The sequence below is a fragment of the Streptomyces sp. NBC_01016 genome (genome assembly GCF_026341035.1).
In the GTDB taxonomy this organism is placed as follows: Bacteria; Actinomycetota; Actinomycetes; order Streptomycetales; family Streptomycetaceae; genus Streptomyces.
The window spans coordinates 1,274,771-1,296,824 of the sequence record NZ_JAPEOQ010000002.1 but is presented as its reverse complement, the minus strand read 5'-3'; the positions used below and the strand labels follow the sequence as shown (position 1 = coordinate 1,296,824).

Below are 22,054 nucleotides of genomic sequence, written 5' to 3'. Positions count from 1 at the left end.
CACCGGGTCCTAGCTCTGGACCGAACTCACCTGCACGGAAAGGTCGTTGGCCCCCGTGTAGTAGGCCTCCGCGGCCAGTTCGCCGCGACCCTGGACGGTCACCCGCGTCACCGGGTACGTGAAGATCGGCTTCTTGTCGGCGATGTCGTCGAGCAGCCGGGCGAGCCGCACCTGCGGACCGTCGTCCCCCGCGGGCCGCAGCCACAGGTCCCAACGGCCCTCGCGCAGCTCGTCGTAGCCGATGCGGAGCGTGAACCGCGGCCCGTCCCAGTCCAGTTCGCCGCGGAGCACGGGGCCGCGCACCGCGCGGGAGCGGATCTCCGCGTACGCCTTCGCCGTGAAGTCGGCGCCGTAGACCCGCCCGTGCACGGTCAGCTCGCCGTCGGCGATGAGCAGTTCACCGGCCTCCGCGTGCGGCGCCCGCAGCCAGCTGCGCACAGTGAGGTTGCCGTGCTTGGTGGCGTACGGGATGCGTACGGCGACGTAGCCGCGCGAGCCACTGGGCGCCCGGTCCACCAGTGAGCGCAGGTCGTTGACGCCCGGCATGAGCCGCACCGGCTCGTCCCCCGAGACCTGCGCGTACGCGTCCCAGCGGCCCTCGGCGAGGGAGACGCTTATCGGCAGCGACGCGCGCAGCCGCCCCTCGCCGGTCGGCGTCAGCGGCAGCCGCACCGTGTGTCCCGAGGCCCGGTCGACGAGCAGCAGGTGCGCCGGGTCGGGCGAACCGTGGTCGGTGACGTCGAAGGTGAGCCCGCCGGCTGAGTCGGCGATGCAGTCGGCTCGGGGCGGCATGCGGACGCTCCTGTCGCTGTCTTCGGGGCACGGCGGTGGCGGAGCCGTGGGGGCGGTCATACGGGATGTCCCTTCCGCTGCGGCCGGAGGGCGTCGCGCACCGCGTAGGCGCCGCCGAGGAGCGAGCCGCGGGCCCGGTGCAGCAGCCCGAGGGAGCCGCGGCCGGTGAGCGAGGCGAACAGGTCCTCGTAGCGCTGGGCGATCCGCGCCGGGTCGAAGCGCTCGGAACCCCTGAGGGCGCGGGCGCTCATCTCCTGGCGCAGGGTGTCGTTGTTGATGAGTTCGAGCAGGCCGCCGGAGATGGCATCGACGCTGCCGACCTTGACGAGCCGGCCGTCGACACCGTTGTCGATGATCTCGCCGGGGCCGTGCGGGCAGTCGGTGGCGACCACCGGCAGACCGCAGCGCATCGCCTCGACGATCGTCATGCCGAAGGACTCGAACCTCGACGTCACCGCGGCGAGGGAACCTTTCGCCCACTCCGGCTCTATGGGGTGGGCGGGCCCCATGAGGTACACGTGGTTGTAGAGGCCGAGCTCGTCGATGAGCGTGCGCAGCTTGTCCTTCTGCTTGCCGCCCCCGTAGATGCGCAGGCGCCAGTCGGGCCGCTCGGCGCGCACCTGGTCGAAGGCGCGCACCAGCAGGTCGTAGCGCTTCACGGGCGCGAGCCTGCCGGCCGCCACGACCCACTTGCCGCTGCCGTCGGCGGGCGCGATGCCGGGCTGCGGAACCGGGTTGGGCATCGCCTCTATGCGCACGCCCGGGAGGCGCAGCTGCTCGCGGTAGGCGAAGGCGTCGGCCTCGGTGGTCGTGGTCAGCGCGTCGAGGCGCGGGTAGCTGCCGCGCAGTTCTCGGCGGAGCTCGGTGGAGTGCGTGCCGAGGGTGAGGTGCTCCTGGCCGACGCGCAGCACTCCGCGCCTGGTGTCACGGGCGAGGTGCACATTGAGCCCGGGCCGGGTGCCGACGACGACGTCGGCGTCCAGGGAGCCCAGGTGTTCGGCGATCCGCCGGTCGGTGAGCGCGCTGTACTGCTCGTAGCGCCCCTCGCTGCGCGGGAAGACCGTGGCGGGCAGCTGGAACTCCGGGTCGTCGCCCTCGTACCCCGCGGCGCCCTTGCGCAGGTCGACCAGGTGTCGGACCCGCACGCGCGGGTCCGGCGCGAACACCGGTTCGTCCCGGTGCCGGAAGACGGATACGACCTCCACGTCGTGGTGGTCGGCAAGCGCGCTGGCAAGGTTGTACGTGGTGCGGATCGTCCCTCCGATCCCGTACGCATTGTGAATCAGGAAAGAAATCTGCATGCGCCCTCGTATCTGTCTGAACAGTCCGTCTTCTCCGCCTACCGGGTAGTTAGACGGAGATGGCCTGGCGAGGGTTGTTCCTCATCATCATGTTGTTCCTGAACAGATGCGGAATTGGTAGCTGTTTTCGGGAACCAACTGGCCAAATCACCCATCTGGGGTCACATCATGGCTGGTAGGAGAGCTGCGGGACGTCAGAACAGGTGTGCGTCATACCACCGTTCTGGGTGACCCAGCCCTTTGTGTCGGTCCATCTCGCGACCGACAGGCACGTCTCTCGAGTTCTCGGCGGCTCCGCGAGCCTCGCGAATGTCACGGGAAGCAGCAGGCCATCGGCCGAGTACCGTACTCCGCGCTCCATGAAACGGTCGACGCACGCACGCGTGACCGTCCGGCAGGAGCGGACGGCGTCCGTGAACCACATCGCGGCGGCCCAGCCCTCCAACAGCCACTGCGAGTGCGTCCTCAGATGCTTCGTGGCGTCGCGGAAGGCGCGTACGGCGGGGTGCCCGGTGTCCTCGTAGTTGCGGCTCGCGCCGGTGGCCCACAGGGAGGCGCGGCAGTGCGGCGCGTCCTTGTAGGCGGACCGGACGGACGAGGTCCAGTTCTGTACGTTCGTGACCTTCGCGGTGACGCGGGCGCCGACCTGGTCCATGGCCTCGCAGAGCCGTGCGTTGCCGTGCGCGTCGACGGCGTCGAAGACGAGGTCGACCTTCTCGTCCTTGAGGTCGGCGGCCGCGGCCCGGAAGTTGGGCAGCGCGAAGTCGAGCTGCTCGGTGACGACGCGGTAGCCCTCGGCCTTGAGTCCGCGGGTCACCAGGCGGGCGTACGCGGCCGAAGCGGCCTGGTTGTAGGAGACGACGGCGGCGGTGCGGGCGCCGTGCTCGCGCTTGAAGTAGCGGTAGACCTCGGTGCCGCCGTACAGCTTCCCGTCCCAGCCCGGCGTCCCGTTCCTCGGCGCGAGGCTGCCGTAGATCCCGTACAGGTGCGGGTAGGTGTCGTAGGCGGCGCCGATCGGCTGGCCGCCGATGTCGGGCACGCGCGCATGGGAGACGCGTTCCGCGCCCGCGTAGTCCAGCGCCGTGGTGGCCACCAGGGCGACGACCTTCTGCTCGTCGACCAGCTTGTGCACGCAGGACGTGTTGCCGACGCCGCTGCCGCCGTCGTCGCACAGGTGCACCTCGACGCGGCGCCCCTGAATGCCGCCCTGCCGATTCAGGTTCCGGAAGTACGCCTGTGCACCGTCGCGGGTGTCGGTGAAGGTGGCGCCGCCGACGGGGCTGGTGGCGCTGGTGATGATGCCGACGTGGAGGGGCGCGGTGGAGCGTGGCGCGGGCGCGGAGCGGTCCTCGAAGTCGCTCTCCGGCAGCCGGGACCCGCAGGCCGCGACGGCCACCAGGGCCAGCCCCGCGACGAGGGCCTCAGCAGCCAGGGCCCGGCGACGCATTCCCGCTCAGCTGCACCAGCGCGCACAGGGTGTTGACGGACACCTTCCAGGTGCCGCCCTGCTCGACGGACGTCCCCTTGGCGTCGGGCAGCACCGTCGCGCCCTTGAGGGCGAGTGCGTACGTCACGTCCGCCTCGCTCCCCGAGGTGAAGCCGACCTTGGTGACGGTGGCCTCCACCTGGCTTCCGCGCTTGTCGCCGCTGAAGCCCTTCAGGACCGGGCGCATCTTGGCTCCGTTCTCCAGGACGGCCTCCTTCTCCTCCATCGACACCTTCGGGTCGAAGAACTTCTTCCAGTTGGCCTTGATCTCCTTCTCGGCGGCGGCCCGGTCGGCGGGCCCGCTCCCACCGGGCCGCTCCGACGAGGGCTCCTTGCTCGTGGGCTCCGCGTTCGTGGGCTCCTTGCTCGTGGTCGGCTTCGAGCTCGGCGTCGGCGGGGCGCTGTCGTCACCGCCGCTGTCGTCGCCGCAGGCCGCCAGGGCGGGGCCGAGAACCAGGGCCAGGGCGAGCGCGAGCGCCGGGCCCCGTCCGCGAGTCGCGCGAGGTGTGCGGAGTGTGCGAGGTGTGCTCCCGAAAACCATCAGGCTCACCGCCGGGTGTCGGTCCGGGGGCGGGCCGACTGGATCAGAGTGATCGGCCAACTGTCCCCGGAGCTTTCCGAGTTGGACTCCAGAAGGCATAGTGCAAGCGATCGGCGGACAAGACCAGACACACGCGCACACCAGTGGGGGCCGGCGATGCGGACTGCCCGACTACGTTCTGTGCACCCGGCCCTGTGGGCGGGGCTCGCGGCGCTCGCCGTCGGGGCGGCGCTCTGCGTGGTCGGCTGGTACGGCATGTCGGGCGAACGCTTCGCCGAGCGCCAGCTCCCCTATCTGGCCTCCTGCACGGTGCCGGGCGCGGCCCTGATCATCGCGGGCGCGGTGCTCCTCACGTACGGCAGGAACACACTCGCGACGTCGCGCGTGGAGCGCCTCTACGAGCTGCTGGTCACGGCCGACCCGGCGCCCGACACCCTGGATCCCGCACCCCTGGCCGCCTCCAGCGGCCGGCTGCTGACGATGCCGGGCGGCACGCTGTGGCACCGCGCCGACTGCCCGCTCGTCGAGGGCAAGCCGCGGGCGGTCCCGGCGGACGCGGGTGCCATCGCGGAGGCGGGCCTGGTTCCGTGCCCCATCTGCGAACCACCCAACGGGAGTTGAGGAGTCCGGGTCGTGTCGTCCCTCACGTACGACCTCACGCTCGCCGGACTCTCGGTGGGAGCGGCGGCGGCGCTCACCGGGATCGGCCTGATCGTCACCTACCGGGCGACGGGCGTCCTCAACTTCGCGCACGGCGCGATCGCGATGCTCTGCGCTTATCTGCTGCGGCAGTTGGTGGTGGTGTGGGAGGTGCCGCTGTGGGCGGCCGCGGCGCTGGTGCTCCTGGTGGTGGCGCCGGGGTTCGGACTCGCCCTGGAACGCTGGGTGTTCAGGCCGCTGGCCGTGTCGGGCGGCGATCCGGCGCGCACCCTGGTCGCCTCGATCGGCGTCTTCGTCCTCCTCGTCGGGGCCGCGGCACTGCTGTGGGGCACGGGAGCGCAGGAGGACGCGCCGCGGCTGCTCCCCGGGGAGCCGTGGGGGCAGCTCGCGGTGGCCTGCGCGATCGGGGTCGCGGTGTGGGCGGTGACGCGCTGGACACGGTTCGGGGGTGAGCTGCGGGCGGTCGTCGACAACCGTCCGCTGGCCGTGCTCGGCGGGATCGACGCGGACCGGGTCGCGGCGGCGGGCTGGGCGTTCGGCACGTTCACCGCGGGCCTGACGGGCGTACTCCTGGCCCCCTACGTACGCCTCGACCCCTACGGTCTGCCGTTGCTGGTGATGGAGGTCGTGGCGGTGGCGGTCGCGGCGGGCATGCGGCGGCTCGGGGTGGCGGTGGGGGCGGCGCTCGCGATCGGGGTCGCGCAGAGCCAGTTGACGCGGCTGCATCCGCGCGGGTGGACCGAGCCGCTCGTCCAGGCGGTGGGGGCGAACCTGTTCGTGGTGGCGCTGCTGGTCGCGGCGCTCGCGCTGCCGGGGGTGGGCGGGAAGGGGGCGTTGCCGACGGCGGTGACGCGCCGGACGCGGGCCGCTCCGCGGGAGGCGTGGCTGGTGGCGGGGGTGCTGTTCCTGCTGCCGCTCGGTTTCGCGGGTTCGGACCTGCGAACGTCGATCCAGGTCCCGGCGCTGGCATTGATCCTGCTGTCGCTGGTGGTAGTGACGGGAAGAGCCGGCCAACTAGCCCTGGGCCAAGGCGCATTCGCGGGCTTGGGCGCCCTGTTCGCCACATTGCTGGCGACGGGGAGGTTCCCGGGCCTCCCCCAACTCCCGGGACTGGCAGCCCTCTTGGTGGCGGTTCTGCTGGTGGCCCCACTGGGCCTCCTGACCGCCGCGCCCGCGATCCGTCGACACGGCCTCGCGCTGGCTCTGGCGACGTTCGCGGTGGGGGTCGGGGTGAGCCGATTCGTGTTCGCGCAGCCGTACGCGACGTCGGGCCTCACGCCACCGCGCCCCGCGGGCTTCGACGACGACCGAGTGTTCTACATACTCGAACTCGCGCTCCTCGCTGGGGCGTTGATGGTCGTGGCAGGCCTGCGACGGGGACGGGTTGGCCGGGCGCTCGCGGCGGTCCGGGACCACGAGGCGGGCGCGTCGGCGGCGGGGGTCGGGGTGCCGGCCCTGAAGGTCGCGGTGTTCGTGGTGGGGGCGGGCCTCGCGGCACTGGGAGGCGGCCTGCTGACGTTCGGCCTGCACTCCTTCGACCCGTCGGCGTACGACCCGATACGCGGCCTGCTGTGGTTCGCGGCGATAGTGGTACTCGGCGCGGACAGCCCCTTCGCCGCACTGCTCGGCGCGGGCCTCTTGGTGGGCCTGGACGCGGGAGCCCGCGGCGGCGTGGCAGCACTGGCCATCGGGGTACTGGCGGTGCTGGTGGGACGGGGGTTGGGCGTACGGGGCTGGGGTCGAGGCCGTGGCCGTCTGACCGGGCGGGGGGCGGCGGCCCGGGAGACGCTGGCATTTAAAGCCCCTGCGGCGTTTGAGCAGGCCTTTCAAGCCCCCGCGGCATTTCAAGCCCCTGCGGCGATTGAGCAGCGGGGTCCGGGGCGGAGCCCCGTGACGTGGGTACGGACGACCGCAACGAGACCGGCACCCGCCACACTCACCGCCACCCACCTCACCGTCACCTACGGCCCCCACCCCGCCCTCCAGGACGTACGCATCCGGCTCCCCAGCGGCAGCGTCACCGCCGTCGTGGGTCCCAACGGCGCCGGAAAGAGCACCCTGTTCCACTGCCTCGCCGGAACCGTCCGCCCCGACACCGGCCGGGTCCGGCTCGGACAACGCGACGTGACCCGGCTGCCGGCACACGCCCGGACCAGACTCGGCATCGCACAGACCTTCCAAGAGCTCGTCGTCTTCCCCTCGTTGACCGTGGCCGAGAACATCCGGATCGGCGCCGAACAGGGCCGCGTACGGGACCCGGCAGCCACGGAACGGATGACGCGCCTGTTCGGGCTGCGAGGCGAGCAGGAGACGCGCGGCCTCCCCACGGGCACGCTGCGCCGCGTCGAGCTGGCCCGCGCACTGGCCGGCGACCCGCACGTGCTGCTGCTCGACGAACCGACCGCAGGCCTCGACCCCGCAGAGGTCACAGCCCTCGCCCGGCTACTGAGGGCGCTCGCCGCCGACGGCGTCGCCGTGCTCGTCGTCGAACACGATCTGGACCTCGTCGCCGAACTCGCGGACACCGTCCACGTGATGGCGGCGGGCCGCATCGTGGAGTCCGGCGCGCCGGACTCCGTCCTCGACCGCACCCCGGAGCCCTCATGACGCCCGGCACCGGTGCCGACGCCGGCATCCAACTGCGCGACGCCCGCGTCCGCTACGGCCCCTTGGAGGCCCTTCACGGCGTCACCCTCACCGCCCCCGCCCACGCGCTCACCGTGCTGCTCGGGCCGAACGGCTCCGGTCGCACCACCGCCCTGCGCGCCCTCGCCGGCACCGTACGGCTCGCCGCAGGGTCCGTCGTGTGGGACGGAGTCGACGTCACCCGGCACACCGCCCACGCCCGCGCCGCGGCGGGCCTGCGTTTCGTACCCGACCGGCAGGCCGTCTTCGCCGACCTCACCGTCGCCGAGAACCTCCGACTGGCAGCAAACAAAGCGACAAACAGAGCAGCAACCAAAGCAGCAACCAAACGGGACTTCGACGCCGCCCTCGACGCCTACCCCGAGCTGCGCCCCCTCCTCGCCCGCCGCGCCGGCGCCCTCTCCGGCGGTGAGCAGCGGATGCTCGCCGTCTCCCGCGCCCTGCTCGCCCCCGCCCGCGTCGTCCTCGTCGACGAACCCACCCAGGGCATGGCCCCGCCGGTCGCCACCCGCACGTACGCCCTCCTGCGCGAACTCGACGCCTGCGTGGTGCTCGCCGAGCAACGCCTGCCGCCCGGCCTGCGCGGGACTACGAACGAGGCGACGGTGATCGTCTACGAACTCGGCCGCGGCACGGTCGTGTTCCGCGGCGAAGCCACCGAGACCCCACCGCGCCGACCGGACCCGATCAGCCCGACGACTTCCCCGGCTCGGGAATGACCAACGTCGCCCCCTCCTCCAGCCGGTCCGGGTGCGACCCGATCACGTAGCGGTTGGCCTTGTAGAGCGCCTGCGCACCGCCCTCCACCTTGAAGCGCCGCGCGATGGACGACAGCGTGTCGCCGCGCTGCACCACATGGACGCGGCCCTTGAGCCCGTACCGCTTGGAGCAGACCGGCCACGCCTCCCAGCCCTGGGTGCGCAGCACCTCCTCCGCGACCTTGATCTGCTCGGCACGGGTCGCGAGGTCGGCGCGCGGCGCGTACTTCAGGCCGCCGTGCTCCTCCCACGTGGACTGCTGGAACTGAAGCCCCCCGTAGAAGGAGTTGCCGGTGTTCTCGTCCCAGTCGTTGCCGCTCTCGCACTCCGCGAGGCAGGACCACGGCCACTCGGTCTTGGCACAGTCGTACGGTTCGGCGGCATCCGCCCTGGCGTCGAGGGCCGGCAGCGCGGCCAGTGCGAGCAGCACGCCCAGCAGGGCCGCCGCCCACCGCCGCGGGCCGTGCGCCTTCGGAAACGTAGCGGTCACGTCCATAGCGCGGACGCTAGGCAGCCGGTGTGCGGCCACCCGTCGTGCCGCGCCGTGCCCGCCGCGTGGCCCCACCCGGTCGGCGGACCGGGTGGGGCCACGCGGCGCATGTGCGGTCAGGCGAGGCGCAGCCGCTGCCCCGGCATGATCAGGTCGGGGTCACCCCCGACCACCGACTGGTTCGCGGCGTACAGGCGCTGCCAGCTGGTGCCGTGGGCCGCGGCGATGCTGCCGAGGGTGTCGCCGCTGCGGACGACGTAGCCGCCACCGCGGGCGGCGCCGCGGTTCGTGTGGCCGGAACCGCGCTGCTTCTGCGCGGCCCGGGGAGCCGCCTCGGGCGCGGCCTTCGGGGCGGCCTTGGGCGCCGCCTTGGGCACGGCCTTGGGCGCCGACTGGGCGCCCGGGGCGCCGCCGTACGCCCCGGCCCGTGCCGAACATGTGGGCCATGCGCCCCATCCCTGCGCACGCTGCACCCTGGTGGCGACAGCGATCTGCTGCCCCCTGCTGGCCCGGTCGGCCGTCGCGGCGTACGCACCGCCGCCGTACGCACGCCAGGTGCCTGCCGAGAACTGAAGCCCTCCGTAGTAGCCGTTCCCGGTGTTGATCTGCCAGTTGCCACCGCTCTCGCAGCGTGCGATGCGGTCCCAGACGCCACCGTCCGCCGCTTGGGCGGGGCCGGCGAGGGCGAGGAGACCGAGCGGGGCGGCGAGGGCCACCCCGGTGAAGACCGCTGTCGTGCGAGCCATACGGTTCGGCGCGGACATGAGAATCCCTCTCGTGGACTGCTCGTTGCGGACGGCGGTGGAATCTAGGCAGCGCAAGAGGGCCACGGCAACCAACGGCTCGTCCCGCCAGGCCAGTTCGCCGTTACCCCGGGTACCGGCGATTTTCGGCCAACCGATACATACAGTGATTTCAGTATTTGTCGACCTGTCGTCCTGGCGATCTGTGACTCAGCTCACCGGTCCAACTTCCTTGGAAAACCAACAAGTTGGCGGGGAGTGACGGATTCCGGGCGGTCGTTCACGGTGTGCGCCGGATGAGGTGATTCCGTTCCGATCCGGGCGTGACCGAGGACACAGATCATCCGTTGTCCCTTCATAAGCACTCGCCTGACCGCGGCCGATCACCCCGATCGGTCCAACAGATCCCTGAGGAGTCCCCGTGCCTCGCTTGCTCGACGTCAGCAACGACGTACGCGCCGAGATCGGCGACGAAGAAGCCGACCGGCTGATGGCCGGTGACAACGCCCCCGGCAGTTACGACTGCACCTCCTGTCGCACGCCCGGCGACTCGCAGCAGCAGCCGACCAGCACCGTCCTGTTCGTCGGCGACGAGACCGCCGTGCTCGCCTTCGCCCATGCCACCTGCCTGCCCTCGCAGGTCGTCCAGGTCGCCGAGGACCAGCTGCAGGGCGCCGTGCAGTCCATCGGCGGCGGGCAGGACGCCGCCGACCGGCCGGACGGCGGCACCCCGGCCGCGGCATCGCAGGCCGTGCTCGGAGTGACCAGCGGCCTCGTGCTGATCGGTGACACGACGCACCCCGCCCTCGTCGTCGAGCCGACCGGCCCCATCGCCCGCCCCGGCACGACCACGGACGGGGACGACTTCCTGCCGCTCCTGATCGAGCAGGGCTTCATGCCGGCCACCACGCTGGACGCGGTCCCCTCGGTCCTCGGCGGCTGGTCGGTGCTGCTCGCCATGGGCCAGCTGCACGCGATCCTGCAGCCCGGTACCGGCGGCTCCCCCGGCCAGGTCGCCTGGTGGCAGGCGCACCAACCGCTCCTGGTGACGGAGGGCTGGCGGACCGCGGCGAACAAGACGCAGACGGTGCTCGTCTTCGCCGCCTCCTCCGGCTCGATCGGCCACCAGCCGCGTGAGGACCTGCTCCGTCAGGCCCTCGACAAGGCCGCGGCGAACGGCCGCCTGGTGGCCGCCGCCATGCCGCTCGCCGGCACCTGAGCCACCCCGGCGACACCGCACGGGCCCCCACGAATGCGCCGGTCACACCGCTGACAGCCCGCAACAGCGCAGGCCAAGGGCGCATCCGTCGGGGGCCCGGTTCGTTGGCACATACGTGCACCCATACGACCCCACCTCATCCCCCGCGCCCGGTTCCACCCCTTCGTCCCGACGGCACCAGCCGTATCAGAACCCCATCCCGTCGATGCGTCCCGCGGCGGACCAGCCGGGCGGTCATTCCGGAGGTGGCCACGCGGGGGGCGGCCCCTCGGTGACCCCCATCTACGACGCCCTGTACGCGGAGTACAGCCGGTCCTTCCGGACGCTGCCCGGCGACCGCAGCGGCGAGGAGGACCTGGGGTTCAGGGGCTTCGACCCACTGCACGGCCCGCGCCCGCACCATCCGCCGCGCTGGCAGCCGTACCCGCCGCAGCACACCACGGGACGGCACTACCCCGCGGCGCTGCCGCCGGGTCCGCGCCGGGAGCACTGACCTCCCGCGCCCGCACAGAAAAACGCCGCCGAGTGGATGTCTCCACCGGCGGCGTCCGTCCGAGCGACCTCCTAAAGAGGCTGCCTACTTCTTCCTGCCGCGCTTCTCACGCACGCGTACGGAGATCTGGATCGGCGTGCCCTCGAAGCCGAACTCCTCGCGCAGGCGGCGCTCCACGAAGCGGCGGTAGCCGTGCTCGATGAAGCCGGAGGAGAAGAGCACGAACCGGGGCGGCTTGGAGGCGGCCTGCGTGCCGAACAGGATGCGGGGCTGCTTGCCGCCGCGGACCGGGTGCGGGTGGGAGGCCACGAGCTCGCCGAGGAAGGCGTTGAGCCGGCCCGTCGGGACTCGCGTCTCCCAGCCGTCGAGGGCCGTCTCGATCGCGGGAACCAGCTTCTCCATGTGCCGGCCCGTGCGCGCCGACACGTTCACCCGGGGCGCCCAGGCGACCTGGGCGAGCTCGGTCTCGATCTCGCGCTCCAGGTAGTAGCGACGCTCCTCGTCGAGGGTGTCCCACTTGTTGAACGCGAGGACGATCGCGCGGCCCGCCTCGACCGCCATCGTCACGATCCGCTGGTCCTGGATGGAGATCGACTCGGAGGCGTCGATCAGGATGACCGCGACCTCCGCCTTCTCCACGGCGGCGGCGGTGCGCAGCGAGGCGTAGTAGTCGGCGCCCTGCTGCAGGTGGACGCGCTTGCGGATGCCCGCCGTGTCGACGAACTTCCAGGTGACGCCGCCGAGTTCGATCAGCTCGTCGACCGGGTCGCGGGTGGTGCCCGCCAGCTCGTTGACGACGACGCGGTCCTCGTCGGCCACCTTGTTCAGGAGCGAGGACTTGCCGACGTTCGGGCGGCCGATCAGCGCGATCCGGCGCGGTCCGCCGAGCCCGGCGCCGCCGAACTGCTGCTGCGGGGCCTCCGGCAGCGCCTCCAGGACGGCGTCGAGCATGTCGCCGGTGCCGCGGCCGTGCAGCGAGGAGACGGGGTGCGGCTCGCCGATGCCGAGGGACCACAGGTACGAGGCGTCCGCCTCGCCGCTCGGGCCGTCGACCTTGTTGGCGCAGAGCACGACGGGCTTGTTGGCCTTGCGCAGCAGGCGCACGACGGCCTCGTCGGTGTCGGTGACGCCGACCTTGGCGTCGACGACGAAGACGACGGCGTCGGAGGCCTCGATCGCGTACTCGGCCTGCGCGGCCACGGACGCGTCGATGCCGAGCACGTCCTGCTCCCAGCCGCCGGTGTCGACGACCTTGAAGCGGCGGCCCGCCCACTCGGCCTCGTACGTGACGCGGTCACGGGTGACGCCGGGCTTGTCCTCGACGACGGCCTCGCGGCGCCCGATGATGCGGTTCACCAGGGTCGACTTGCCGACATTCGGGCGGCCGACGACGGCGAGGACGGGCAGCGGACCGTGGCCCGCCGCGTCGAGCGCGCCATCGACGTCCTCGACGTCGAAGCCCTCCTCCGCGGCGAGCTCCATGAACTCCGCGTACTCAGCGTCGCCGAGCTCCCCGTGCTCGTGTTCCGGGGATCCCTCGGGCTGGATCTGGTCGTTCATGAAGTCCGTACCTCGTCGTTCATTCGTGGTGATCGGTGGACCGCCGTTTCGTGTACCGCGTTCCACTACTGAAAGTCTCGCTCAGCGCCCGGTCAGGCGCCTGGCATGGTCCAGGTGGCCGCTGAGCCGCTCCTGGATGCGCACGGTGGCTTCGTCGAGCGCCTTGCGGGTACGCCGCCCGCTCCCGTCGCCCGCGTCGAAGGGGTCGCCGAAGACGACGTCGACGCGGCTCCTGAGCGGGGGCAGCTTCTTTATCAACCGTCCCGGGCGCTCCGTGCTTCCCAGGACGGCGACCGGAACGATCGGCGCCCCGCTGCGCACCGCGAAGTACGCGAGTCCGGCCCGCAGCGACGCGAAGTCGCCGTCGCCCCGCGTGCCCTCCGGGAAGATGCCGAGGACGCCGCCGTCGGCGAGGACGCCGAGCGCCCGCGTGATGGCGGTGCGGTCGGCGCTGGTGCGGTCGACCTTCACCTGCCCGATCCCGTCGAGGAAGGGGCCGAGCGGTCCGACGAACGCCTCCTGCTTGATCAGGAAGTGCGTCGGACGCGGGGCGACGCCCATGACCATGGGGCCGTCGATGTTGTGGGAGTGGTTCACCGCGAGGATCACCGGTCCGGCCGCCGGGACCCGCCAGGATCCCAGGACCCGCGGCTTCCACAGCCCGTACATGAGGCCGACGCCGATGCGCCGACCTACTTCGGCGCCTCGCTCGGAGGGCGCTTCCGTCACTTGGAGGCTCGCTTCTCCTCGACCAGGGTGACAACGCACTCGATGACCTGCTGCAGCGTGAGGTCGCTCGTGTCGACCTCGACGGCGTCGTCGGCCTTGGCCAGCGGCGACGTCTTGCGGCTGGAGTCGGCCTTGTCGCGGGCGACGAGCGCCTCCTGCGTGGCCTTCACGTCGGAGCCCTTGAGCTCGCCGGAGCGGCGGGCGGCGCGGGCCTCGGGCGAGGCGGTGAGGAAGATCTTCAGGTCGGCGTCGGGCAGCACGGTCGTACCGATGTCACGGCCCTCGACGACGATGCCCTTCTCGGCGCCGAGCGCGATGGTGCGCTGCAGCTCGGTGATCCGGGCGCGCACCTCCGGGACGGCGCTGACGGCGCTGACCTTCGAGGTGACCTCGCCGGTGCGGATCGGGGCGGCGACGTCCGTGCCGTCCACCGTGATGGTGGGGGCGCCCGGGTCGGTGCCGGAGACGATGTCGGCCTTGCCGGCGACGGCGGCGATCGCGGACGGGTCGTCCAGGTCGATGCCGTTGGTCACCATCCACCAGGTGATCGCCCGGTACTGGGCGCCGGTGTCCAGGTAGCTCAGGCCGAGCTGGGCGGCGACGGCCTTGGAGGTGCTCGACTTGCCCGTGCCGGAGGGTCCGTCGATGGCGACGATCACTGCTGCGGCGGCGGTCGCGGCGGTTTCCATAGGTGACGGACACCTTTCTCAGTGCACGGGGGCATGGGTACGAGGCGCGGAAGCGCCCCGCACAAGGTTACTGGCTCTGGAAGACCCCTTCTTACGTACCTCCACCGGCGCCCCTGCCGACACTGCTACTGACGCATCGCCCAGCCGCGCTCGCGCAGCGCGGCGGTCAGTTTCGGCGCCTGCGCCGGCTGCACCATGAGCTGGACGAAACCGGCCTGCTGCCCGGTCGCGTGCTCGATCCGGACGTCCTCGATGTTGACGCCCGCGGCGCCCGCGTCGGAGAAGATCCGGGCCAGCTCGCCCGGCTGGTCGGAGATGAGAACGGCCACGATCTCGTACGCCGCCGGGGCCGCGCCGTGCTTGCCGGGGACCCTCGACTGGCCCGTGTTGCCGCGCCGCAGCATCGTCTCGACGCCGTCCACGCCCTCGCGGCGCTTGGCGTCGTCGGAGGACTGGAGGTGGCGCAGGGCCTGCACCGTCTCCTCCAGGTCGCCCGCGACGGCGGAGAGCAGATCGGCGACGGGGCCCGGGTTCGCGGAGAGGATGTCGATCCACATCCGCGGGTCCGAGGCCGCGATCCGCGTCACGTCGCGGATGCCCTGCCCGCACAGCCGTACGGCGGCCTCCTCGGCGTTCTCCAGGCGGGCCGCGACCATGCTGGAGACCAGGTGCGGCATGTGCGAGACGAGCGCGACGGCCCGGTCGTGGGCGTCGGAGTCCATCACGACCGGGACGGCCCGGCACAGGGCGACCAGTTCCAGGGCCAGGTTCAGGACCTCGGTGTCCGTGTCACGGGTCGGGGTCAGCACCCACGGCCGCCCCTCGAAGAGGTCGGCGTCGGCCGCGAGCGGGCCGCTGCGCTCACGGCCCGACATCGGGTGCGTACCGATGTACGGGGTGAGGTCGAGGCCCAGTTCCTCGAGCTCGCGGCGCGGGCCGCCCTTGACGCTGGCGACGTCGATGTAGGCACGGGCCAGGCCGCGGCGCATCGCGTCGGCGAGCGAAGCGGCGACGTGCGCGGGCGGCACGGCGACGATGCACAGGTCGACGGGCCCCTCGGGCGCCTCGTCGGTCCCGGCGCCGAGCGCGGCGGCGGTGCGGGCCTGCCCGGGGTCGTGGTCGGCGAGGTGCACGGTGACGCCGCGCGAGGCGAGGGCCAGGGCGGCGGAGGTGCCGATCAGGCCGGTGCCGATGACGAGTGCGGTTCTCACTGGGCGATGTCCTTGCGGAGGGTGGCCGCGGCACCGAGGTAGACGTGCGCGACCTCGGCCTTGGTCCGCTCGGTCTCGATGTGCGCGAGGATCCGGACGACGCGCGGCAGGGCGCCGGCGATGTCGAGTTCCTGCGCGCAGATCAGGGGCACGTCGACGATGCCGAGCTTGCGGGCGGCGGCCGCCGGGAAGTCGGAGTGCAGATCGGGGGTGGCCGTGAACCAGATCGAGATCAGGTCGTCGGCGGTCAGCTCGTTGCGCTCAAGGACGGCCGTGAGCAGCTCGCTCACCTGCTCGTCCATGTGGCCGGCCTCGTCCCGTTCGAGTTGGACGGCGCCCCGGACCGCTCGTACCGCCACGTCACTGCCCCTTTTCCACGTACGCGCAATTGGATAGGAGACCAGCGTAATCAAGGCGGGAGGCGCGGGTGCGCGGCGCCCGTCTGCCGAGACGGACGCCGCGGGGGTCCGCCGCCGCGTCAGAGCTTCTGCTGCTTGATCAGATGCTCGATTCAGAGCTTCTGCTGCTTGATGAGGTCCTCCAGGGACCCGGACGACGGCACCTGGCCTTCCGGGGTGAGCTTGTCGACGACCTGCGGCAGTTCCCGCGCCACCTGCGCGGCCGCCTCGTCGCGGCTGACGCCGGCCTCTCCCGCGACCCTGTCGAGGGTCTCGTCGGGCACGGCCTGCTTGACCTGCTCGGGGCTGAGCGCCTGGTTGTCGCCCGTGCCGACCCACGAGTCGAGCTGGCCCTTGTCGACCAGACCGGACTTCGTGATCATCTCGAGGAGGCCGCCCAAGGGGTTGGACCCGGCGCTCGTACCCATGCCGCTCGTGCCCGCCCCGCCCGCGCCCCCTCCGAGCAGCCCGCCCAGGAGCGAACCGAGGATGTTCCCGCCGCCGGACCCCCCGCTCTGGCCGCCCCCGCCGAGGAGACCGCCGAGCAGACTGCCGAGATCGTTACCGGCCATGGCCACGCGCCTTTCGGGACATTCACCTGTGAGGAAACCCGGACCACCTCAATGTCACCCGAACCGCCCCCTGTCGCCACCCGGCCGGAGCTGCTTGCATGGAGCGGTACCGCTGCCGCCTCGGGGGGAGGCTCGGCCATGAAGCGCTCCGGGCCGTTGTACACACTGCTCGCCGGACTGGCCCTCGGCCTGTTCGTGTTGTCGCTCAACGCGACGACGGGCGAGGGCACTTCGTCGTACGGGGAGGCTCCCGCCGCGACGGCATCGCCCGCGCCCTCCACCTCACCCTCGGGCTCGGGCTCGGCTTCGGCCTCGGCCGAACCGTCGGCGTCGCCCTCGAAGGCCAGCCCGACGCGGACGGCCCGCGCCAAGACGAGCTACGCGGGCCGCACCGACGACGACTCGTCCGCGATCTCCATATCCATCCGCGGCGACAAGGCGATCGCCTACTTCTGCGACGGCCGTACCAAGGAGTCGTGGCTGAAGGGGAACGTCGAGGACAACGGCGAGATGAAGCTCTCCGGCAAGCACGGCGCGAAGCTGGACGGCAGGCTCACCGGCGACCGGGTGCGCGGCACCACGACCGTCGAGAAGCGCCCCTACGGCTTCACGGCGAAGAAGGCCGTCAAGCCGTCCGGTCTGTACCGGGCGACCACCGAAGTGCGCGGCGCGGAGATCGACGGCGGCTGGATCGTGCTGCCCGACGGCCGCCAGGTGGGCATCGTGCGCCGTGACGACAAGCCGTCCGCCGCGCCGCCCATCGACCCGGATTCGGGGGCGGTGACGGTCGACGGCGACAGTCTGACGGCCCGCCCGGTCGTCCCTTGAGGAGCATGTAGAGGGTTCAGAGAGGGTTCCCATGACCGTCGACCCGAACGCCGCCACCCAGAGCTTCCCGAACCCCGACCACCGCCGGCCGTCCGCGGCCCGCTACCTGGTCCCCGCGCTCGTCGCGGCGGCGGTGGCCGTGGCGCTCGGCGCGTACGGCAAGGTGCACGACCCGGCGGGCACGGCGTTCAACCTCGCCGGCTTCTCCAGCACGAGCGCGGTGAAGTCCTGGCTGGGGACGGCGGCCTTCGCCTTCGCGCTCGTCCAGATCGTCTCGGCGTTCATGGTGTACGGGAAGCTGGGCGGCCCGTCCTGGGCGCCTGCGCTGCACCGCTGGTCGGGCCGGATCGCGTTCCTGCTCGCGGTGCCGGTGGCGGTGCACTGCCTCTACGCGCTCGGCTACCAGACGTACTCGACGCGGGTCATGTGGCACTCGCTCCTGGGCTGCTTCTTCTTCGGCGCGTTCAGCGCCAAGATGCTGCTGCTGCGCACCGAGCGGCTGCCGGGCTGGCTGCTGCCGGTGGTGGGCGGTCTTGCGTTCGCGGTGCTGACGCTGCTCTGGTTGACGTCTGCACTGTGGTTCTTCCGGACCGTGGGAGTGACGACATGAAGCGCACCATCACATCACGCAGGAGCGTCCTGATCGCGGGCGGCGCGGGCGCGCTCGCGGTGGGCTGCAGCAAGTACGGGGACGAGGACCAGGGCGGCGGAAGCGACGACCAGGCGCCGTCCTCCGAAGCGCCGGAGGAATCCGAGGCACCGGAGGGCTCCGAGGGGGCGGACGACTCCGCCAAGCCCTCCTCCGGCGAGCCCGAACAGCCGCCCGCCGGCGACGAGTTGGCGAAGACGTCCGACATCCCGGTCGGCGGCGGCAAGGTCTTCCCCGACGACAAGGTCGTGGTGACGCAGCCCGCCAAGGGCGACTTCAAGGCGTTCACCGCGGTGTGCACGCACCAGGGCTGCACGGTCAAGGACGTCTCCGACGGCACCATCAACTGCCCGTGCCACGGCTCGAAGTTCAAGGTCGCCGACGCCTCGGTGGCGAACGGCCCGGCCCGGAGCCCCCTCGGAGCCCGCCAGATCAAGGTCACCGGAAATTCGATCACGCTGGCCTGACGGGCGTCCTACGCTCCGGGCATGAACCCGCAAGACCTGGTGCGCGACCACACCATCTACTCCTGCGTCATGGGCTCCCGCGCCTTCGGCCTGGCCACGGACGCGAGCGACACGGACCGCCGTGGCGTGTACCTGGCCCCGACGCCGCTCTTCTGGCGCTTCGAGAAGCCGCCGACGCACGTCGATGGTCCGGCCGAGGAGCAGTTCTCGTGGGAGCTGGAGCGCTTCTGCGAACTCGCGCTGCGCGCCAACCCGAACATCCTGGAGTGCCTCAACTCCCCGCTGGTCGAGCACATCACGGACACGGGCCGCGAACTCCTGTCCCTGCGCGAGGCGTTCCTCTCCCGCCGGGCGCACGAGACGTTCGCCCGGTACGCGGCGGGTCAGCGCAAGAAGCTGGAGGCGGACGTCCGCACGCACGGCGCCCCGCGCTGGAAGCACGCCATGCACCTGCTCCGCCTCCTGACCTCCTGCCGCGACCTGCTGCGCACGGGAAAGCTGACGATCGACGTGGGCCCGGACCGCGAGTCGCTGCTCGCGGTGAAGCACGGCGAGATGCCCTGGCCGGAGGTGGACCGCCGCATGACACGCCTGGCGGCCGAGGCGGAGGAGGCGGCGTCCCACACCCCACTCCCCACGGAGCCGGACCGCGCCCGGGTCGAGGACTTCCTCATCCGCACGCGCCGGACCTCAGCCCTGGAGACGCAGCCGGACCACTAGGCCCTGTCGTGCGGCGTCATCCCGTCATGCTCGCCGACTCCCCCGCGCCACCCCACCGAATTACGCCACGTCCCACTCCGCCCCGAACCCCAGCAGCTCGTCCCGGTGCTCGATGCGCTCCACCCAGTCCGCGGGCCACGCGTCGGCGCCGAGGTGGGCGCCGGCGAAGGCGCCTGCCAGGGCCGCGATCGAGTCCGAGTCGCCGGAGGTGCACGCGGCGCGGCGCAGGGCCAGGACCGGTTCGCCCACGAACATCAGGAAACACAGCAGAGCCGTGGCCAGGGCCTCCTCCGCGATCCAGCCGGCTCCCGTGGCCAGGCAGGGGTCGGTCTCGGGGGACGGCTCACGCAGCGCGTCCCGCAGCCGGTCGAGCACGCCGAGGCACTCGTCCCAGCCCTGGGCGATGAACTGCTGCGGCGTGGGGGCGTCGCCGCGCCGCCACAGGTCGCCGAGCCAGGCCTCGTGGTACGTCTCGCGGTTCTCGTACGCGTACGAGCGCAGCATCCCGACGAGCCCGGTCGGCTCGGCGCCCTCGGCGAGGAGGCGTACGGCGTGTGCGGTGAGGTCGGCGGCGGCGAGGCCCGTGGGGTGGCCGTGCGTGAGGCCCGCCTGCAACTGGGCACCGCCCGCCCGCTGTTCGTCGCTCAGCCCGGGGGCGAGCCCGAGCGGCGTGACGCGCATATTGGCGCCGCAGCCCTTGGAATGGATCTGGCTGGCCTCCTGCCAGGACCGGCTCCCGGTCTCGAGCAGTCCGCACGCGCGCAGGCAGGTGTTGCCGGGCGCGCGGTTGTTGTCGGGCGAGCGGTACCAGTCGACGAACTCCGCGCGCAGCGGCCGCGCGAAGCCCTCCGGCCCGAGCGTCCCGCTCCCCGTACCGGTGCGCAGCGCCCGCGCCACGGCGAGCGCCATCTGCGTGTCGTCCGTGATGTACGCGACGGGGTGTCCTGACAGCTCCATCCCCCGCCAGGGCCCGTGCTTGTCGAGGATGGCGGGTACGTCGCTGAACTCGGTCGGGTAGCCGAGCGCGTCCCCGAGGGCGAGGCCGAGCAGCGATCCGGTGGCAGGGCGGCTGGTCGTCATCGGCGGGACCTTTCCGAGGGCTCGTGCGCGGGGCGCAGCAGCGGTGGGTGCAGGGACGTGGCGTCTCCGGCCCGGTACAGCGCCGCGGGCTTGCCGCGCCCTCCGGTGAGCCGGGACGCGCCGGGGACCTGCTCGACGAAGCCGGGCGTCGCGAGCACCTTGCGCCGGAAGTTCGCCGGGTCGAGGTCGGTCCCCCACACCACCTCGTAGACCTGCCGCAGCTCGCCGAGCGTGAACTCGCGCGGGCAGAAGGCTGTGGCCAGGCAGGTGTACTCCAGCTTTCCGCCGACCCGGTCGTGCGCGTCGGCGAGGATCCGGTCGTGGTCGAAGGCGAGCGGGCCCTGCGTCCCGTACGGCAGCCAGTCGGCCCGCGCCGCGTCCCCGCCGCCGTGCGCCTGCGGGGCGTCCGGCACGAGCGCGGCGAACGCGACGGAGACCACCCGCATCCGGGGATCGCGCCCCGGTTCGCTGTACGTACGCAGCTGTTCCAGATGCAGGCCTGCGACATCGGCGAGCCCGGTCTCCTCGGCGAGCTCGCGCCGTGCCGCGCCCTCCGCGGACTCGTGCGGCTCCAGGAACCCGCCGGGCAGCGCCCAGCGCCCGGCGTACGGATCGTGACCGCGCTCGACGAGCAGGATGTGCAGCCGCCCCGACCGGAGCGTGAACACGGCCAGGTCGACGGTGACGGCGAAGGGCTCGTAGGCGTACTTGTCGTAGCCCGCCACGGGGCTGTTGTCGGACATGCGGAGACCCCCTCCCTTATTGGTCCAACAGACTCTAAAAGGAGGGGGTCACCGCACACAAGACCCGGGCGTGAACGCCCGCGGGCCGACCTACAGGTCGACCTCCTGCATCAGCATGCCGACCTCGGTGTTCGAAAGACGCCGCAGCCAGCCCGACTTCTGGTCGCCGAGCGTGATCGGCCCGAAGGCGACCCGCACCAGCTTGTCGACCGGGAAGCCGGCCTCGGCCAGCATCCGCCGCACGATGTGCTTGCGGCCCTCGTGGAGGGTGACCTCGACCAGGTAGTTCTTGCCGGTCTGCTCGACGATGCGGAAGTGGTCCGCGCGCGCGTACCCGTCCTCCAGCTCGATGCCGTCCTTGAGCCGCTTGCCCAGGTCACGCGGGATCGGGCCGACGAGGTGCGCGAGGTACACCTTCTTCACGCCGTACTTCGGGTGCGTGAGGCGGTGGGCCAGCTCACCGTGGTTGGTGAGCAGGATGACGCCCTCGGTCTCGGTGTCGAGCCGCCCGACGTGGAACAGCCGCGTCTCACGGTTGTTCGTGTAGTCCCCGAGGCACTGACGCCCTTCGTTGTCCTCCATGGTGGAGACGACACCGACCGGCTTGTTCAGCGCGAAGAACTGGTACGACTGCGTGGCCACGGTCAGACCGTCGACCTTGATCTCGTCCTTCTCCGTGTCGACACGGAGGCCCTGCTCGACCACGATCTCGCCGTTGACCTCGACACGGGACTCGTCGACCAGCTCCTCGCAGGCACGCCGCGAACCGTAACCGGCGCGCGCGAGCACCTTCTGCAGCCGCTCGCCCTCCTGCTCCGCGCCGGGGAAGGTCTTCGGGAGCTTGACCTCCGGCTTGCCCGCGTACCGCTCGCGGTTGCGCTCCTCGGTCCGCGTCTCGTACTCACGCGAACGCGAGGGAGCCGTGCGGCCACGGCCGCCCGACTGCTGCTGCCCGCGCTTGGGGCCGCCCTTGGCACCGCCGCGCGCGGAGGCGCCGCGGCCCGACTTCGAACCCTCCCTGGAGGGGTTCGGCCCTACGTCGTAGAGCCGCTCCTCGGGACGCGGCCGCTTCGGGCGGGCGGGCCTGTCGTCACGCTTGTCGTCGCGCTTGTCCGCGCGGTTGTCGCCGCGGTTGTCGCCGCCGCGCCTGTCGTCGCGGTTGTTGCCGGCGCCGCGCTGGTTACCGCGGCCCCCGCTGTTCCCGCCGCGGCCGCTGCTGTTGCCACCACGGCTCCCGCCGTTGTTTCCGCTGCTGTTCCTGCCGCTACTGCTTCGCATC

At 72.0% G+C, this 22,054-nt stretch carries 24 protein-coding genes; 9 read left to right on the top strand and 15 right to left on the bottom strand.

Annotation, left to right across the window (positions count from 1 at the left end):
• Positions 1–9 precede the first annotated feature (9 nt).
• From OG746_RS32625 to OG746_RS32610, 4 genes are all read right to left on the bottom strand, one after another.
• Entirely contained in the window at positions 10–792 is a 783-nt protein-coding gene (locus OG746_RS32625) for a hypothetical protein (protein WP_266721238.1), read from the bottom strand.
• 56 nt (positions 793–848) lie between these two features.
• Positions 849–2,093 (bottom strand): glycosyltransferase family 4 protein, encoded by a 1,245-nt coding sequence (locus OG746_RS32620; RefSeq protein WP_266721236.1) that lies wholly within the window; start codon positions 2,091–2,093, stop codon positions 849–851.
• Between the two features lie 166 nt (positions 2,094–2,259).
• The gene (locus tag OG746_RS32615; protein ID WP_266721234.1) at positions 2,260–3,540 is read right to left on the bottom strand and encodes an ABC transporter substrate-binding protein; all 1,281 of its coding nucleotides are present in this window, start codon (positions 3,538–3,540) and stop codon (positions 2,260–2,262) included.
• Positions 3,515–4,120, bottom strand: a complete 606-nt coding sequence (locus tag OG746_RS32610; RefSeq protein ID WP_266721232.1) for an MTB12 C-terminal domain-containing protein — start codon at positions 4,118–4,120, stop codon at positions 3,515–3,517. Before OG746_RS32610 ends, OG746_RS32615 begins: the two co-directional genes overlap by 26 nt.
• Before the next feature lie 156 nt (positions 4,121–4,276).
• Between OG746_RS32610 and OG746_RS32605 the strand changes: the two genes are divergently transcribed.
• Genes OG746_RS32605 through OG746_RS32595 form a run of 3 tightly spaced genes read left to right on the top strand, consistent with a single transcriptional unit; the run spans position 4,277 to position 8,145 of the window.
• Positions 4,277–4,741 carry a hypothetical protein gene (locus OG746_RS32605; RefSeq protein WP_266721230.1) on the top strand — a complete coding sequence of 155 codons (465 nt, stop codon included), beginning with the start codon at positions 4,277–4,279 and terminating at the stop codon, positions 4,739–4,741.
• Positions 4,742–4,753: 12 nt separating this feature from the next.
• Positions 4,754–7,387 (top strand): ABC transporter permease subunit, encoded by a 2,634-nt coding sequence (locus OG746_RS32600; protein WP_266721228.1) that lies wholly within the window; start codon positions 4,754–4,756, stop codon positions 7,385–7,387.
• Positions 7,384–8,145 (top strand): ATP-binding cassette domain-containing protein, encoded by a 762-nt coding sequence (locus tag OG746_RS32595; RefSeq protein ID WP_266721226.1) that lies wholly within the window; start codon positions 7,384–7,386, stop codon positions 8,143–8,145. Before OG746_RS32600 ends, OG746_RS32595 begins: the two co-directional genes overlap by 4 nt.
• Here OG746_RS32595 and OG746_RS32590 read toward each other — a convergent pair.
• Both OG746_RS32590 and OG746_RS32585 read right to left on the bottom strand, forming a co-directional pair.
• On the bottom strand, positions 8,114–8,680 hold the full coding sequence (locus OG746_RS32590) for a LysM peptidoglycan-binding domain-containing protein (RefSeq protein ID WP_266721224.1): 567 nt from the start codon (positions 8,678–8,680) through the stop codon (positions 8,114–8,116). The genes OG746_RS32595 and OG746_RS32590 overlap by 32 nt on opposite strands.
• 110 nt (positions 8,681–8,790) lie before the next feature.
• Positions 8,791–9,438 (bottom strand): LysM peptidoglycan-binding domain-containing protein, encoded by a 648-nt coding sequence (locus tag OG746_RS32585; RefSeq protein WP_266721222.1) that lies wholly within the window; start codon positions 9,436–9,438, stop codon positions 8,791–8,793.
• A gap of 400 nt (positions 9,439–9,838) precedes the next feature.
• On the opposite strand from OG746_RS32585, the gene OG746_RS32580 reads away from it, so the two are divergent.
• The gene (locus OG746_RS32580; RefSeq protein WP_266721220.1) at positions 9,839–10,636 is read left to right on the top strand and encodes a DUF8842 C-terminal domain-containing protein; all 798 of its coding nucleotides are present in this window, start codon (positions 9,839–9,841) and stop codon (positions 10,634–10,636) included.
• A gap of 271 nt (positions 10,637–10,907) precedes the next feature.
• The gene (locus OG746_RS32575) at positions 10,908–11,129 is read left to right on the top strand and encodes a hypothetical protein (protein WP_266721218.1); all 222 of its coding nucleotides are present in this window, start codon (positions 10,908–10,910) and stop codon (positions 11,127–11,129) included.
• 84 nt (positions 11,130–11,213) lie between these two features.
• On the opposite strand, the gene der is transcribed toward OG746_RS32575, so the two are convergent.
• The 6 genes from der to OG746_RS32545 form a co-directional block, all read right to left on the bottom strand.
• Positions 11,214–12,689 (bottom strand): ribosome biogenesis GTPase Der, encoded by a 1,476-nt coding sequence (gene der / locus OG746_RS32570; protein ID WP_266721216.1) that lies wholly within the window; start codon positions 12,687–12,689, stop codon positions 11,214–11,216.
• A gap of 81 nt (positions 12,690–12,770) precedes the next feature.
• A complete protein-coding gene (locus OG746_RS32565) occupies positions 12,771–13,418 on the bottom strand; it encodes a lysophospholipid acyltransferase family protein (protein WP_266721214.1) in 648 nt (215 codons plus the stop codon).
• Positions 13,415–14,107, bottom strand: a complete 693-nt coding sequence (cmk, locus tag OG746_RS32560; RefSeq protein ID WP_266721212.1) for a (d)CMP kinase — start codon at positions 14,105–14,107, stop codon at positions 13,415–13,417. Before cmk ends, OG746_RS32565 begins: the two co-directional genes overlap by 4 nt.
• Before the next feature lie 125 nt (positions 14,108–14,232).
• Positions 14,233–15,318, bottom strand: coding sequence for a prephenate dehydrogenase (locus OG746_RS32555; RefSeq protein WP_266721211.1), 1,086 nt, complete (start codon positions 15,316–15,318; stop codon positions 14,233–14,235).
• Positions 15,315–15,677: a chorismate mutase gene (gene aroH, locus OG746_RS32550; protein WP_266721209.1), complete on the bottom strand. Its 363-nt coding sequence runs from the start codon at positions 15,675–15,677 to the stop codon at positions 15,315–15,317. Before aroH ends, OG746_RS32555 begins: the two co-directional genes overlap by 4 nt.
• Positions 15,678–15,829: 152 nt before the next feature.
• A complete protein-coding gene (locus tag OG746_RS32545) occupies positions 15,830–16,288 on the bottom strand; it encodes a YidB family protein (protein ID WP_266721207.1) in 459 nt (152 codons plus the stop codon).
• A 138-nt stretch (positions 16,289–16,426) separates the two neighbouring features.
• On the opposite strand from OG746_RS32545, the gene OG746_RS32540 reads away from it, so the two are divergent.
• From OG746_RS32540 to OG746_RS32525, 4 genes are read left to right on the top strand one after another with little or no spacing between them, the layout of a single operon-like run.
• A complete protein-coding gene (locus tag OG746_RS32540; protein WP_266721206.1) occupies positions 16,427–17,116 on the top strand; it encodes a hypothetical protein in 690 nt (229 codons plus the stop codon).
• Between the two features lie 31 nt (positions 17,117–17,147).
• A complete protein-coding gene (locus OG746_RS32535) occupies positions 17,148–17,726 on the top strand; it encodes a DUF6529 family protein (RefSeq protein WP_266721204.1) in 579 nt (192 codons plus the stop codon).
• Positions 17,723–18,232 carry a Rieske (2Fe-2S) protein gene (locus tag OG746_RS32530; protein WP_266721202.1) on the top strand — a complete coding sequence of 170 codons (510 nt, stop codon included), beginning with the start codon at positions 17,723–17,725 and terminating at the stop codon, positions 18,230–18,232. Before OG746_RS32535 ends, OG746_RS32530 begins: the two co-directional genes overlap by 4 nt.
• A gap of 21 nt (positions 18,233–18,253) precedes the next feature.
• Positions 18,254–18,952 (top strand): nucleotidyltransferase domain-containing protein, encoded by a 699-nt coding sequence (locus OG746_RS32525; RefSeq protein ID WP_266721200.1) that lies wholly within the window; start codon positions 18,254–18,256, stop codon positions 18,950–18,952.
• Between the two features lie 60 nt (positions 18,953–19,012).
• Here the strand turns inward: OG746_RS32525 and OG746_RS32520 are convergent, their stop codons facing one another.
• The 3 genes from OG746_RS32520 to OG746_RS32510 form a co-directional block, all read right to left on the bottom strand.
• Positions 19,013–20,032, bottom strand: a complete 1,020-nt coding sequence (locus OG746_RS32520; protein WP_266721198.1) for an ADP-ribosylglycohydrolase family protein — start codon at positions 20,030–20,032, stop codon at positions 19,013–19,015.
• Positions 20,029–20,775, bottom strand: a complete 747-nt coding sequence (locus tag OG746_RS32515; protein WP_266721196.1) for an NUDIX hydrolase — start codon at positions 20,773–20,775, stop codon at positions 20,029–20,031. Before OG746_RS32515 ends, OG746_RS32520 begins: the two co-directional genes overlap by 4 nt.
• A 90-nt stretch (positions 20,776–20,865) precedes the next feature.
• A complete protein-coding gene (locus OG746_RS32510) occupies positions 20,866–22,053 on the bottom strand; it encodes a pseudouridine synthase (protein ID WP_266721194.1) in 1,188 nt (395 codons plus the stop codon).
• Between the last annotated feature and the right edge of the window lies 1 nt (position 22,054).

Excerpts from the sequence above, each read along its gene's own strand:
- OG746_RS32620 (WP_266721236.1), bottom strand. The coding sequence starts at position 2,093 with ATGCAGATTTCTTTCCTGATTCACAATGCGTACGGGATCGGAGGGACG.
- OG746_RS32590 (WP_266721224.1), bottom strand. The coding sequence starts at position 8,680 with ATGGACGTGACCGCTACGTTTCCGAAGGCGCACGGCCCGCGGCGGTGG.
- OG746_RS32605 (WP_266721230.1), top strand. The coding sequence starts at position 4,277 with ATGCGGACTGCCCGACTACGTTCTGTGCACCCGGCCCTGTGGGCGGGG.
- OG746_RS32535 (WP_266721204.1), top strand. The coding sequence starts at position 17,148 with ATGACCGTCGACCCGAACGCCGCCACCCAGAGCTTCCCGAACCCCGAC.
- OG746_RS32625 (WP_266721238.1), bottom strand. The coding sequence starts at position 792 with ATGCCGCCCCGAGCCGACTGCATCGCCGACTCAGCCGGCGGGCTCACC.
- OG746_RS32595 (WP_266721226.1), top strand. The coding sequence starts at position 7,384 with ATGACGCCCGGCACCGGTGCCGACGCCGGCATCCAACTGCGCGACGCC.
- OG746_RS32545 (WP_266721207.1), bottom strand. The coding sequence starts at position 16,288 with ATGGCCGGTAACGATCTCGGCAGTCTGCTCGGCGGTCTCCTCGGCGGG.
- cmk (WP_266721212.1), bottom strand. The coding sequence starts at position 14,107 with ATGGAAACCGCCGCGACCGCCGCCGCAGCAGTGATCGTCGCCATCGAC.
- OG746_RS32610 (WP_266721232.1), bottom strand. The coding sequence starts at position 4,120 with ATGGTTTTCGGGAGCACACCTCGCACACTCCGCACACCTCGCGCGACT.
- OG746_RS32515 (WP_266721196.1), bottom strand. The coding sequence starts at position 20,775 with ATGTCCGACAACAGCCCCGTGGCGGGCTACGACAAGTACGCCTACGAG.
- OG746_RS32510 (WP_266721194.1), bottom strand. The coding sequence starts at position 22,053 with ATGCGAAGCAGTAGCGGCAGGAACAGCAGCGGAAACAACGGCGGGAGC.
- OG746_RS32530 (WP_266721202.1), top strand. The coding sequence starts at position 17,723 with ATGAAGCGCACCATCACATCACGCAGGAGCGTCCTGATCGCGGGCGGC.
- OG746_RS32540 (WP_266721206.1), top strand. The coding sequence starts at position 16,427 with ATGAAGCGCTCCGGGCCGTTGTACACACTGCTCGCCGGACTGGCCCTC.
- OG746_RS32520 (WP_266721198.1), bottom strand. The coding sequence starts at position 20,032 with ATGACGACCAGCCGCCCTGCCACCGGATCGCTGCTCGGCCTCGCCCTC.
- OG746_RS32585 (WP_266721222.1), bottom strand. The coding sequence starts at position 9,438 with ATGTCCGCGCCGAACCGTATGGCTCGCACGACAGCGGTCTTCACCGGG.
- OG746_RS32525 (WP_266721200.1), top strand. The coding sequence starts at position 18,254 with ATGAACCCGCAAGACCTGGTGCGCGACCACACCATCTACTCCTGCGTC.
- der (WP_266721216.1), bottom strand. The coding sequence starts at position 12,689 with ATGAACGACCAGATCCAGCCCGAGGGATCCCCGGAACACGAGCACGGG.
- OG746_RS32615 (WP_266721234.1), bottom strand. The coding sequence starts at position 3,540 with ATGCGTCGCCGGGCCCTGGCTGCTGAGGCCCTCGTCGCGGGGCTGGCC.